Annotated in this window: 9 protein-coding genes; 2 read left to right on the forward strand and 7 right to left on the reverse strand. The window is 47.7% G+C overall.

From position 1 onward, the window contains the following. Positions 1 to 13: 13 nt before the first annotated feature. The 6 genes from treP to CLFS41_RS22755 form a co-directional block, all read right to left on the reverse strand. Complete coding sequence (treP, locus tag CLFS41_RS22730; RefSeq protein ID WP_045093548.1) at positions 14 to 1,936, reverse strand: PTS system trehalose-specific EIIBC component; 1,923 nt, start codon at positions 1,934 to 1,936, stop codon at positions 14 to 16. Between the two features lie 195 nt (positions 1,937 to 2,131). Next, entirely contained in the window at positions 2,132 to 2,947 is an 816-nt protein-coding gene (locus tag CLFS41_RS22735; protein ID WP_152649064.1) for an MBL fold metallo-hydrolase, read from the reverse strand. Between the two features lie 101 nt (positions 2,948 to 3,048). Next, positions 3,049 to 4,446, reverse strand: coding sequence for an ABC transporter substrate-binding protein (locus CLFS41_RS22740; RefSeq protein ID WP_045093549.1), 1,398 nt, complete (start codon positions 4,444 to 4,446; stop codon positions 3,049 to 3,051). Further along, entirely contained in the window at positions 4,443 to 6,812 is a 2,370-nt protein-coding gene (locus tag CLFS41_RS22745) for a hypothetical protein (protein WP_045093550.1), read from the reverse strand. The genes CLFS41_RS22740 and CLFS41_RS22745 overlap by 4 nt, the downstream gene beginning before the upstream one ends. 28 nt (positions 6,813 to 6,840) lie before the next feature. After that, entirely contained in the window at positions 6,841 to 7,671 is an 831-nt protein-coding gene (locus CLFS41_RS22750; RefSeq protein ID WP_007866821.1) for a carbohydrate ABC transporter permease, read from the reverse strand. Then, positions 7,672 to 8,592 carry a sugar ABC transporter permease gene (locus CLFS41_RS22755; protein ID WP_007866825.1) on the reverse strand — a complete coding sequence of 307 codons (921 nt, stop codon included), beginning with the start codon at positions 8,590 to 8,592 and terminating at the stop codon, positions 7,672 to 7,674. Positions 8,593 to 8,727: 135 nt separating this feature from the next. Here CLFS41_RS22755 and CLFS41_RS22760 point away from each other — a divergent pair, with 135 nt between their 5' ends. Then, positions 8,728 to 9,468 carry a response regulator gene (locus CLFS41_RS22760; protein ID WP_007866829.1) on the forward strand — a complete coding sequence of 247 codons (741 nt, stop codon included), beginning with the start codon at positions 8,728 to 8,730 and terminating at the stop codon, positions 9,466 to 9,468. Next, positions 9,465 to 11,207 carry a histidine kinase gene (locus CLFS41_RS22765; protein WP_045093551.1) on the forward strand — a complete coding sequence of 581 codons (1,743 nt, stop codon included), beginning with the start codon at positions 9,465 to 9,467 and terminating at the stop codon, positions 11,205 to 11,207. The genes CLFS41_RS22760 and CLFS41_RS22765 overlap by 4 nt, the downstream gene beginning before the upstream one ends. Before the next feature lie 33 nt (positions 11,208 to 11,240). Here CLFS41_RS22765 and CLFS41_RS22770 read toward each other — a convergent pair whose 3' ends face one another. Then, entirely contained in the window at positions 11,241 to 13,562 is a 2,322-nt protein-coding gene (locus CLFS41_RS22770; RefSeq protein WP_045093552.1) for a hypothetical protein, read from the reverse strand. Between the last annotated feature and the right edge of the window lie 40 nt (positions 13,563 to 13,602).

A 13,602-nucleotide genomic window follows, 5' to 3' on the forward strand; every position in this document is an offset into this window, starting at 1 on the left:
CTCCTTTATTGTCTCACTTAAGCACTGCCACCGCATCGGCCCCCGCGCTGGCGAGGAAACCGAATTTCCATTCTATGCTGGCCGTATTTCCCGGGTTGGTCACAACCATAATAACCATATCGGGGTGGCCCGCCTTGCGAATCCGTTCCCTGCTGAAGCGGATCAGCTGATCTCCCGCATTCACCCGGTCCCCCGGTTTAACCAGGGCCTCAAACCCTTCCCCATTCATGTCCACTGTATCCAGACCAATATGGAGCAGCACCTCCATTCCATTATCCAGTACCAGACCGCAGGCATGAAGGCTTCCATCCATGACCACTGCAACCGTACCGTTTGCCGGCGCTCTCAGCACTTCATCCTCAGGTTCAATGGCAACGCCGTCCCCCAGGGCTTTGGATGCGAACACCTGGTCCGGCACCTCCTCCATGGGAATGACCCGGCCGGAAACATATGCTGTCAGCTGTTCTACAGCCACATCCCCTGTCCGTTCCTCCCTTTCGCCGTCAGACTTTCCCTCTGTTCCAATTCCCCTGCGCTTTCCAATAATAAATGTCAGACCAAAGGGAATTACGATCACTACGGCCATTGCAATTACAAAGATCCCCATGTATTGAGGCTGTATGGACAGGACTCCGGGAATACCGCCCACTCCGATGGCATTAGCCTTTACACCGGACATTACGGAAAGCGCTGCCGCCACCGCGGATCCGGCCATACCGCAGATAAAGGGGAATCCATACTTTAAGCTCACGCCAAACATGGCCGGCTCCGTAACGCCCAGATAACAGGAGATGCAGGCCGGTACAGATACTTCCTTTGCCTTTGCATCCCTTTTTTGCAGGCAGATCATAGCCAGAACCGCGGAGCCCTGGGCAATATTGGAAAGGGCGATCATAGGCCACAGGGTGGTTCCCCCAAAATCAGCGATCAGCTGCAGATCGATCGCATTGCTCATATGGTGAAGGCCGGTGATGACAAGGGGCGCATAAAAGAATCCGAACACTGCCGCAAACACTCCTTTAAAGGAGGATGTAAGGCCTGCATTCACCAGGTCTGAGATCACGGCTCCCGCCTTCCAGCCAATGGGTCCCAGGATTCCATGGGCCACGATCACGGATAAGATCAGGGAACAGAAGGGAACCACGATCATGGATATCACGGACGGACAGATCTTTCGGAAAAACCGCTCCAGATAGACCAGTGTAAATCCTGCCAGCACTGCGGGCAGCACCTGTGCCTGATATCCGATCATATCCACCTGCATGAACCCAAAATTCCACTTGGGTATCTCAGCCGCGGCCGTTGAAGCCACACTGTAGGCATTAAGAAGCTGGGGCGAGACCAGTGTAATGCCCAGCACGATCCCCAATGCCTGGGTAGTCCCCATCTTCTTTGTGATAGACCATACAATACATACAGGCAGGAAATGGAACACAGCCTCGCCGATCAGCCACAGAAAGCTGTTCATGCCTGCCCAGAACACGGATACCTGGGTCAAGGTCTTGGTCCCCCCGTCAAACAGGGCGATCTCCCCGATGATATTGCGGAAGCCCAGGATCAGACCTCCCACTATGATAGCCGGGATCAGGGGGGCAAATATCTCCGCCAGGCTGCTCATGATCCTCTGAAGCATGTTCTGGTTCTGTTTGGCCGCCTTTTTCACCGCATCCTTGGACACGCCTTCAATCCCTGCCACTGCCACAAAATCATTGTAAAATGTACTCACTTCATTGCCGATAATAACCTGGAACTGTCCCGCCTGTGTAAATGTGCCCTTGGCGGACGCCAGGGATTCAATGGCCCCTGTATCTGCCTTGGACGGATCATTGAGCACAAACCGCATCCGTGTAACACAGTGGGAAACAGCCGCTATATTCTCCCGTCCTCCCACATACTCCAACAGCTTCTTAGAATCCTCGGTAAATCTCCCTGCCATAATTACCTCCTCAGACTGAAACATCTCACTTTAACCTGTTTCTTTGCAATCATCTGTTCATTTTAAACTGCCTCTTAGCACATCATCGCCCGCACTTGTTTAGACAAGTATTTTATGATATGATTATATCTTGTTTAAACAAGTTTGTCAAGAGCAAAAATAAAACTCCCACAATAAATGTGAGAGTTTCCAGTATTAAACTTTTTCCACAATCAATCGCTGTCCCAATTTCATGATTTCATATTTGCGCCCCGGATACAGTTCTTCCATATAAAAGGCAAATAAAAGCGGATTCTCTGTGTTTCCCTCAACCATATCATAGTGAAGGGGCACCACTAAGTCAACCCCGGCCTCTGCTGCCAGATAGGCGGCATCCCGGCCATCCATATTTCCTACGATCCCTCTGCCGCGTCTCTCTAAATCCGTGCCATTGACAGGAAGGAAAGCGGCGGTGATCGGCCCTTTGTTTTTGATATCTGTGAGAAGCCTTTCTGTTAACATAGTATCCCCGGAATGATATATCCTAATACCACCCAAGTCCAGGAAATAGCCAAGATAACACTGGTTGCCTGACGTATCCGTCTCATAGGATTCATGGGCTGCCCCCACTGGAAGAAGCTGGATCTCCTCTGTTAACGATACAGGCTCAAACTCCTTTGCCCCCACAATTGCATGTTCAGGAATCCCGGAGCACTCCAGCACTTTTGTCACCGGATAAGGGACCACTACCCTCATATGCCTGTTATTTTCCCACATAGGTTTCAGTGTGTCTGCATTCATGTGGTCCGCATGGTTATGGGAACAGATGACCCAATCCACCCGATCCACCATTTGGCCGGTGTACGGCGGAGGATAAAGCCTCCTGCTGATTCCATCCGGCCTGAACAGATCATTCAGGACCGGATCAATATATATAATTGTTCCCTTCCATTTAATAACCAGACCCATCTGTCCAATATACCATATGGCCGCCATATGATCGGGATATTCTGTCTCTTTGATCTGATCCAACAGCTTTCTCCCTGAAAGATACCACTTATTTCCCACAATGTTCCTTTCCACACAGTTCAGGGGAGCCGGTCTTTCCGCTGCTCCCGCCCCCCTGCTCCATGTTACCTTAATGTTGATAAAATGTCCTCGATCAGTGTCATTGCCTGATCTGCCGCAGACTCTACCTTTGTGGAATCATAAGAAACCACTTCCGCCGCATCGATCAGTACCGCTGTTATCTCTGCATTTGTAGATGCTGTGTTTTCGTAAAGTCCGGCATTTTCCTGTGCATACTGGGTTGCAATGATCACGCTTTCGTTTAAGACGCCCGCCTCCATACATGCGTCCTGAACCGCCTTATAGGGAGGAACTCCACGGCAGTCCCCCAATACCTTTCCTGCCTCTTCATCAGTAAGGAGGAAGTTCAGGAAATCTGCTGCTACCTCAGGATTTTCACATGTCTTTACAATGGCATACAGCTGTGACGGTTTCACCACCACAGATGTGTCCTTTGCATCCTGACGCATGGGAAGTCCTGTGGGTACAAAGGTATCTTCAGAATCTGACGTTTCACTTGTAATAAGGGATGTCCACGAAAGCCTGGATGTCAGTTTTCCGTTGATCCAGTCCGGGTTGGTCCATGTGGCGTTCAAAAAGGTATTGCCCTCCGCAGCAGGGACTGCCACGTTCTCCGTGTACAGTCTGGCTGCATAATTCAACGCATCCACCAGATCATCCCTTGTAAAGCCCAGTTCAAAGTTATCGTCAATAAGGAATTTCCCCGTCTTCTGAATGATATACGGACGCATTACAAACTCTACCATATCACTTTTATCAATGTTCAGAAAATACATGTCCGGGTTCTTCTCATGTACGGTCCTGCCAATGGTAATGAGGTCATCCCATGTCCACGCTGTATCTAAACCAGAAGGAATGCCAAACTCATCTAGCTTGGTTTTATTCATAATATAACATCTGGCATTAAGGCCGCTGGGAAGTGTGATCAAGGTACCGTTATAGGTACAATAGTTATCGATCAGCTTTTTATCAAATCCCTCAATATCGTAACCATATTGCCCCAGGTCCACAAAAAAATCACCGTTGGAAACAAAATCTCCCATCCACGGAGGGTTCAGCTGCACAATATCCGCTGACGTACCGCTCCCCAGCTCCGTTGCTACCTTCTCTCTCTCAGATTTGCCCCTGTATTCCGGTTCAATGGTCACATTGGGATGTTTTTCCTGGTACATTTTAATCACTTCTATGGTCTTTTCATGCCGCGCATCATTGCCCCACCAGGCAAAACGAAGCGAGACCGGTTCCCCTGCTTCCGGGCTCTCCGCTGCCGGACTTTCTGCCGGATTCTCCGCTGTCGGGCTTTCTGCCCCGTCCTTGTGCGGGACCTCCTTCTGCTCAGGGGCAGATGTTGTCTCCTTGGTTTCTGCTGTGCAGCCTGACATGGCAGATGCCATCATGATCCCTGAAAGCGCTATACATACCAGTTTTTTAATTTTTTTCATACGTACCCTCCTGAATTCATTATTTGTTCCCTGTTCTTTAAATACCCAAGTTCCACAGCCCGCCGGTAATAATGCAAAAGGGGGAGCAGAGTCTGGGCACACCTCTTTGGGCCGGACGGACAATCATAGATCACTGTATAATCATCATGTTTGTATTTTGAGAAATCATACAAGGGCGGCTGGTTTTCCCTGGTGATCCACTCAAACATCCCAAGTCCGGTTTCCATATATGCACGGTCGCCGGTAAGCTCATAGGCTATGGCAAGGCTCTCCAACACCATTCCGTTCAGGTTTAAAAATCTGACAGCCGGAAACTGTTTTCCAAAGAACACATCCGCCCTTGGGATGTAACAATACCGTATCATATCGTCCACCACATTTATCATGGTCTGTTTTATCTCCCGGGACGGGCATACCTGATCATATTGATAGAGTCCCACAATACCCACATGCATCATAAAAGGCACCCGGTCCATGTAATTGTCAGGGTATGGGGTAGTCCATGTTCCCAGTTCCTCTGCCCATTTCAGGTATACCTTCACAATAGGTTCACAGGCATCCAGCCATTTCTGCTCCCAGGTTTCCCTGTAAAGAGCCATAAATGTCCTCATGGCCCACCCGATCTCACGCGGTTCCACTGTGGCTGTGGCATGGTAAATGGGCAGTTCCATCAATTTCAGCAGCCCCTGTCCAATGGATCTGGCAGCCTCCAAACCGTACGGACTGCCGGTCAGGTGATAGTAATCCAGAAACCCCTCTACCCATTGATGGCTGGGTACCGGCTGACCGCTGACATGATCCACGCTATGGGTATACAGAAGTCCCTTTCTGTAAGGTTGGCCGCTGTAATGGCAGAGATCCACGTCATACCAGTGCTCCACAGCCGCTTTCATATAATCATAGTATCTGCGGTCCCCGGTCCTTGCCAGCATAACCATAAAATTGTGGGGCATATCATATTCATTGTTGATCCAGATCAACTCTCCCCCAGACCTGCCCTGTTTGATATACTCCCATTCCGGCCCGTCCCCGAAGTTCAGGATTCCCAGCCCCTTGGCTCTTGAATCCACATACCGGTATAAAAAGCGCTCTGTCTCATGGTGGTATTGGTCGGTAATATAGGGATCTAATACAGATGCCTCCATATAAACCTCAGGCGCCAGCACAGGCAGCGCGGGCATCTCAAACTGATGCGCCCTGTCAACGAGCATTCTGTCTTCCAATTCTACCTCATGGAAATACAAATAGCATCTGGTAGTTTTTGCCACTCCCTGAGGCACCTTAAGAATGGTGTTCAGTTCCGGAAGAAAGCTGATGCAGATCCCCTGTCCCGAAGCCTCCAATGCTTTGGGGAAATTCTGGTATGCCTGCTGGATGCCTGCTGTAACTCCATAATCCCGGTTTCTCCAGTCCGCTGCAAAAATACTGAACAACACTTCAGGAAACATCTCATTTGCCGTATTGATGATCGTATCAGCTGTGATCAGTTCTGAAATGGGTTCCTGATTTCCTTTCTTCACATGATAATTAAAGCCGGATGTATAAATTCCATATTCTTCTTCCCCTGTGCATTCGCCTCCAATTCCAGGCCTGATCTCCAGTTTCATTTCCCTTACCGCTTCATAGGGATAGTCTTTGTTATATTTAAGACCGGCCTGTTCATTATTGATGACCATTTCCCGCCTGTCGGCTGAGGATCTGTCATCCTCCGTGTTTATGATCTGGTAGTCTGCCAGGATCCATGGTTTTCCGGCCCAAACGGTGATCATAAGAGCATAATCAAACCAGCTCTTTTCCCCACAGTAATGCCTCCCCCTTGTTCTCACCACGGCTCTGACAGGTCCCTCTTCGATCACTTCCCATCCACCTGCTCCTATCTCTGCCTTAAACTCATCCCCTTCCTGATCCTTAATGACCGGCCCGATAATTTCATCCGCACCGTATGTATGTCCGGGTGTCACAATCCTGTGGAATATGCATCTCTGTCCTGATTTGGCCAGTTCTATATGCATTGATCCGTTTTCAATGGCTGTATACTCACCTCCCCGCTGCACATGAATCATTGGAAATCCTGTTTCTTCTTTATCCTGCATCTCCGCTGCCAGGCAAAGTTCATAATCCGTTTCCTGGTTTGCAGGTAAATCTCCAAGAAAATGAACCAGAAGCCACCTGACCGTGCCATCCTCCCAAAAGCCGGTTGCCCTGAACTGCGCCGGATAGCACCTGCCCTCAGGCAGTTTTTTCAGTTTCAGAGACTTTATTTTTCCCGAATACAGCTCTCCTTTTGGTAACGGAACAGCCACTGTGGCTGGTTCCATTTTTTTGTCATACCTGGATACAATCTCAAAATGTATTTTTTTCCTCATCCTGCCCTACCTCTCCCATTGTTGGATTTTATCCCTTTAACCCCGTGGTGCTGATGCCCTCAACAAAATATTTCTGTGCAAAGAAAAACAGTATGATAAGGGGCAGAATGCTGATCATGGACATGGCCATGACCTTATCCCACTGTACCTGTGCGGCAGTGTCAAGAGACGCCCTTAGCCCAAGGGAAACAGGAAACTTCTTAACTGAGCTGATGTAAATCAAAGTATTAAAAAAGTCATTCCACGTCCACATAAACTGGAACAGACCGGCTGAAAATAATGCAGGCTTTATAAGAGGCAGCAGGATCTGAAAATAGACCTTCAAAGACGAACATCCGTCAATATACGCTGCTTCATCCAATTCTTTCGGCACTCCCCGCAAAAATTGTACGATCATGAAAATAAAAAACGGGAAACAGGCAAATGCGGCCGGAAGATAAAAAGGCCAGTATGTATTTAGAAGTCCCGCCTTATTAAAAATTAAGTACCGCGGAATGATGATAACGGAGTTTGGAAGCATAAGCGTGGAAATCATCAAGGCGAAAAAAAACTTTTTAAAAGGAAACCTGAACCTGGCAAAACCGTAAGCCACAAAGGAACAGGAGAACACGGTCAGCAGCACGGTGGGTATTACCATCACAAAGGTGTTTTTAAAATAAGTGGCAAAGGTAATGTTGCCCACACCGTTCCACCCTCTTGAGAAAGCCGATAAATCAAAGGAAGAAGGGAGGAGTTTAGTGGAGCCCAGTATCTCCGCATTGGTCTTAAAACAGGCGAAAAACATCCAGATAAAAGGAAACGTAATCACCAGACCTACCAATACCAAAAGGATGTACGCAATTGCATTGTGTTTTTTCATTTAAAAGTCACCTCCATCCTCATAATAAACCCATGCATCGGAGGATTTGAAAATAAACAAAGTAAAGATCAATATAATGGCAAACAGGATCCAGGAAATTGCAGAAGCATAGCCCATCTTAAAATTGCTGAAGCCTTCTGTGTACAGTTTCATTCCAATTAAATAGGTGGATTTTAGAGGCCCCCCATTGGTGATCACAAATGCAGATGTGAAATTCTGCAGTGCGTTGATGGTCTGCATGATCAGATTAAAAAATACAATGGGTGTTATAATGGGAAGGGTGATATAGAAAAACCGCTTCACCTTTCCTGCCCCGTCAATACTTGCAGCTTCATGCAGGTCCACGGGGATCTGCTTCAGCGCGGCAAGGAACAATACCATTGAGGAGCCAAACTGCCATACCTGCAGCAGGCATATGGTAAACATAGCCGTGCCTGCCTGCCCTAGCCAGTTGACAGAGGGCAGTCCTATGAGTTCCAGCAGCTTGTTCAAAATCCCGTCTGACATAAACATCAGCCGCCACAGCGCTGATACCGCCACGCTTCCTCCCAAAATGGACGGGATATAGTAGACAGTCCTAAAGCCATTGATGCCCTTTAACCTCATGTTCAGGATCAATGCAACGATCAGGGCAAAGAAAAGCTTGCTTGGAACTGAGATCAACGCATATTTCATTGTAACCATAATGGATTTTTTAAAATCTGGATCAATGGTAAAAAGACGGATATAATTGTCTAGCCCTATGAATTTCGGCTGTCCCAAAACACTATATTGGGTAAATGAGTAGTACAGTGAGGCTAAAAACGGATACAGCTGCAAAAACAAAAAACCGATCAGCCAGGGCATGATAAAAAACAGTCCCCTGTAGTCTTTCAGCCTCTTTTTTTTCTGATTATTGACCGTATATTTTATGGCTTTCATATAATATCCCCCCTGGTCATTCTATCTTTACAATTTTTATAGTATCTAATATAATTATGATATAATTCAGCGTGATTTCTGACAAGAATTGCAAGCAACGAAATGGTATCATTATCTATCTGTTTGGAGGAATGTATGTACAAGTTGATTATCGTAGATGATGAAAGCAGTATATGTGAAGGTATAGCTGCCTGTTATCCATGGGCCGAGATGGGATTTGAGATAGCCGGTACATTCCCCAATGGAAAAAGTGCACTGGACTACATAGAGCGCTATCTGGTGGACGTGGTCTTAAGTGATATCCGTATGCCCAAAATGGACGGGTTGGAGTTGTCCCACGCCCTTTCCAAGGATTATCCCGATGTGACGGTTGTCCTTCTAAGCGGATATGCGGAATTTGAGTATGCCCGTGAAGCCCTCCGTTTTGGGGTAAAGGAATACATCCTGAAACCCATCAAATATGATACCATTATACAGGTTTTCACCAAGATACGCGAAAGCCTGGACGCATCCAGGGGAATCCGTAAAATAGATGAACAATCACCTGGTTATTACGATCTTATTGTGGACCAGGTAACCCAGTATGTGGATGAACATTTTCAGAATGCAAACCTGGAGGATGCCTCAATCCTTGTCAGTCTGAGCCCCAATTATCTGTCAAAGATATTCAAGCGTAAGAAGGGGAAAAACTTTTCCGAATACGTGTTGGATGTGAAAATGGAAAAAGCAGCGGGACTGCTGCGTGATATCACCCTGAAAACATACGAAGTGGCAGCCGCAGTGGGATATGACAATCCCAAGAATTTTTCCCGCGCATTTAAACAGTATTGCGGAAAAACTCCAAGGGAATTCCGGGAACAGGAGCTGCCTATATGAAAAAGCAGTTTTTTATTTCCAAATTTATCATGTTCATAAGCCTGACACTGATCCCCATCTGCATTTTCGGCTCTGTTTCCGTATTTTTCATCAATCTGAAAGTAAAGCAGGAGGCGGAGGCCAAAACCATGGCCACCACAGATTTAATGGAACAGTTCTTCAGTGAGCTGACCAATACCCTGGAATTTTACAGGGTCACCATGAACTCAGATGCCCAGCTTCACCTGGCACTGATCCAAGCGCTGAACAATGAACATCTTGACATGGAAATGATACAGAGGCTGGAGCAGTCCATGCAGAACATTTATTACTCACAGAGTACTAAGCCTTACATACAGTCGCTGTACATAACAATGCAAAACAGCCCTTATTATATAAACGGCCTTAACCGTGAACGGTTCTCTGACTCCATTGACAAAGATTGGGCCGGTATAATGGATGGGCGTGAGGAATCTTCATATATACAGATACGCCACATCAAAAAGAATAAATTTGATACCCATACCATACCGTCCGTAACCGTGTATCAGAGGATGAAATACAATGAACTGATGGCCATTAACATCAATCAGGAATATTTTAACAAATGGCTGAATTCAGTAGCTGATTATGATGGTCAGGCCCTTATGATCTTAAGCAGGGACGGCCAGATCCTGTTTTTTAATGAGAATGCCGGTTCCCTTCCAGAGGACGTACAATCCCAGGCCTTGTCCGATACCCTGGACAACCATCCGGACAACCTGCTCTTACACGGTTACTATATAAACTCAGAGACATTTCCGGGAAACTATGGTTTTCGCTACGTATCCATGATCCCACGAAGCGAAGTCTTCGGGCTTTCCAATAAAATCCTCCAGCTTACTATTGCCGCCGGTTTCCTTAGTATCCTTGTATCCTCAGTTCTGGCATATTGTTTCACCCGCCGTGATTATCAGCAGATATTCCAGATCATTGACCTGTTTGACCAGGCTGAAAAGGGAGAATTCCATGCTCAGAACGGACTAAAAGCAGTTCCTGGCAGTCCTTATTTCCACATTATCAACAATGTGATCAACCTGTTTATGTCCCAGACGTATCTGAAGGTACAGCTGGATGCAAAAAAATATGCTTTATCAACCGCCCAATTATCCGCCCTGCAATATCAGCTGAACCCTCATTTTTTATTTAATACCCTTCAAAGCATCGACCTAGAGATTTTGAAGGCATGCGGCAGGCCCACCTCTGCCAATCAGATGATCCTGGAGCTGTCTTCTCTGCTGCGGTATTCCCTGGATGAGCCTATGAAGCCGGTAACCGTGCAGGAGGAAATCGCTGTTACCAAAAATTATATCCAACTCCAGTCATTTAAATACAGGGACTGCTTCCATGTCACCTGGGAATACACCGATGACATACTGGACGCCCCCATCCTCCGCCTGCTTCTGCAGCCCATTATTGAGAATTCCATCACCCATTCAGGCAAAACCACGCCTGAAAAGCTGTGGATCAAAATCAAGATCCGTTCTACGGATGGATTTCTTTCAGTTTTTATTATTGACAACGGCTATGGAATGGACAAAAAGCGCCTGGCTGATCTGCAGCAGGCGCTGATGGAAGAACAGGTAGACAGTTCGGGAAAACACATTGGGCTTAAAAATATCAGCCAGCGTATCCGCCTAGCATATAGGAGCGGTTATGTCAGGATCCAAAGCAAAAAAGGGATGGGAACCATTGTGGAATTGGGAGGGATTGAAAGCTGATCCACTCCCTATCCCCCCAACACTGGCTTTTGGTTAAAATCCCGGTTCCAGTATCCCCAACTCCATTACATACTTATAAAAGTGCAGGAAAGGAATCAAAGATTGGGCGCAGCGCTTTGGCCCCACCGGACAATTGTATATAACGGTAAACTCATCCCGCTTTATCTTTGAAAAATCATACACGGGCGGAAGGTTCTCAACGGAAATCCATTGGAACATCCCCATGCCTGCATCGATATATTTCCTGTTCCCTGTAAGCTCATAGGCAATTGCCAGGGACTGCAGCACCATACCGTTTAGATTGAGGTAGCGGACCGCAGGTGACTGTTTGCCATAAAAAGTTCCGGCCCGCTCCACATAACACTCATCCATCATCTCATTGATCACAGACAGGACCGTTTCCTTGATCCGCTGGTCCGGACGCAGCCTGTAATAGCCTGTAAGCCCCACCACTCCCACATTGATCATAAACGGCACCCTGGCAAGGTGGTTGTCAGGGTAGGGTGAGGTCCATGACCCATATGCATTGGCCCACTCAATATAAACCTCCACGATCGGCTGGCATGCGTCCAGCCAGCGTTCCTCATGTGTCTCTTGGTACAAAGCAAGGAATGTCCTCATGGCCCATCCGATCTCCCTGGGTTCCACCGTTCCCGTGGTTTGATAAAGGGGCAGCTTCAGCAGCTGGATCAAACGGTTCCCGATGGTCATGGCAGCCTCATATGCCTGATTATTTCCCGTGAGATGATAGTAGTCCAGGAACCCCTCCACCCATTGATGGCTGGGCACCGGCTGGCCTGTCACATGATCCACGCTATGGGTATACAGTAATCCGTATTTGTGGGGATTCTGGCTATAATGGCAGAAATCCACATCATACCAGTGTTCCGTGGATGCCTTCAGGTAATCATAATACCTGGAATCCCCTGTTCTGGCAAGCATGAGCATAAAGTTGTGAGGCATATCATACTCATTATTGATCCAAACATCCAGCCCTTCTGAGCGTCCCTGCTTCATGTACTCCCATTCCGGGCCATCACCAAAGTTCATCATCCCCAGTCCCTTTGCCCTGGAATCCACATAGCGGAACAGGAAACGCTCCGTGCTGTGATGGTACTGGTTGGATACCAGACTGCCAAATACACCTGAGTCCATGTATACCTGGGGATCCAGCACCGGTATTACCGGACGCTGAAACAACAGTTCCCTGTCCACGATCTGGTCTTCTGTCATATCCTTTCCATGGAATGAGAGATGGAACCGGGATGTCCTGGCCGCCCCCTGGGGCACCTTCAGCATTTCCCCATACTCCGGAGGCATTAGCTTCAGAACAATCCCCTCCCTGGAGCTTTCTATTGCCTTTGGGAAATTCTGGTACGCCTGATAGACGCCGGCTGTAAGCCCGCGGGTTTGATCCTGCCAGTCCAATGCATAGATGCTGAACAGGACTTCGGGAAACATTTCATTTGCCGTTTGAATGATTGTATCTGCTGAAACCAGATGGTATAGGCGCTGGCTCCCTGCTTTTTTCTCCGCCGTATAGTGGAAACTGGACGTAAAAAGAGTATGGTTAAATTCCTGCCCCCCGCCGCAGCCGGGATCGATCCGTACCTCGATCCCCTTAACATCCTCGTATGCGTAATCCCTGCTGTACTTAAATCCTGCTGCCTCTGCATTCAGTTCAAGGTCATAGTGTTCCCTGTGTTCCCTGTCTTCCTCACAGTTTATAAACTGGTAATCAAACTTCAGCCAATCCTTGTTGCGGTACGCATAGACAAACAGCTTATAATCAAACCAACTCTCCCCTGATTCGTCATAATGTTTACCCTCTGTACAGAGGACAGCCCGGACCGGACCGTCCTCCAGTATCTCCCATCCATCATCCCCAATGCGGATCATATATTGCCGGCCGGCCCTGTCAGTCATATACGGGCCCATTACCGTCCTCTCATTATACAGGTATCCCCCTGTTTCTATGGTTGAAAATATATGGTCCGCCCCTGCTGGGGATAGGACAGCCTTCATGCTTCCCGTATCTATCACCACATGGCCATCTTCTTTAAAAACAATTGGGGTTAACGGCCGGGACTCCCCCTCCTCCCTGGAAAGCCAGTAATCCACGGCACGGTTAGCCGGCAGATCTGCCAGGAAATTAACAAGAAGCCACTTAATGGACCCATCTTCCCAGTCAGCGGTCACCTTGTACTGAGCCGGGTAAGTTTCCTCTCCCCTTTGCACAGTAAACAGAGGCAGATCCCCATAATCCGCTTTTCCTTTGGGAAATGGGACCGCAACCGATACAGGTTCCCCCTTCTGCTCATATTTAGACATGATCTCAAAATGAATTTTTACCATAGCGCCCTCCCTATGTATGATTCTGCCTTACAGCAGCCCT

Source organism: Clostridium sp. FS41 (genome assembly GCF_000954015.1).
Classification (GTDB): domain Bacteria; phylum Bacillota; class Clostridia; order Lachnospirales; family Lachnospiraceae; genus Enterocloster; species Enterocloster citroniae.

Bases quoted from the DNA above. Each gene is read 5' to 3' on its own strand.
- treP (WP_045093548.1), bottom strand. From the start codon at position 1,936: ATGGCAGGGAGATTTACCGAGGATTCTAAGAAGCTGTTGGAGTATGTG.
- CLFS41_RS22740 (WP_045093549.1), bottom strand. From the start codon at position 4,446: ATGAAAAAAATTAAAAAACTGGTATGTATAGCGCTTTCAGGGATCATG.
- CLFS41_RS22745 (WP_045093550.1), bottom strand. From the start codon at position 6,812: ATGAGGAAAAAAATACATTTTGAGATTGTATCCAGGTATGACAAAAAA.
- CLFS41_RS22750 (WP_007866821.1), bottom strand. From the start codon at position 7,671: ATGAAAAAACACAATGCAATTGCGTACATCCTTTTGGTATTGGTAGGT.
- CLFS41_RS22755 (WP_007866825.1), bottom strand. From the start codon at position 8,592: ATGAAAGCCATAAAATATACGGTCAATAATCAGAAAAAAAAGAGGCTG.
- CLFS41_RS22760 (WP_007866829.1), top strand. From the start codon at position 8,728: ATGTACAAGTTGATTATCGTAGATGATGAAAGCAGTATATGTGAAGGT.
- CLFS41_RS22765 (WP_045093551.1), top strand. From the start codon at position 9,465: ATGAAAAAGCAGTTTTTTATTTCCAAATTTATCATGTTCATAAGCCTG.
- CLFS41_RS22770 (WP_045093552.1), bottom strand. From the start codon at position 13,562: ATGGTAAAAATTCATTTTGAGATCATGTCTAAATATGAGCAGAAGGGG.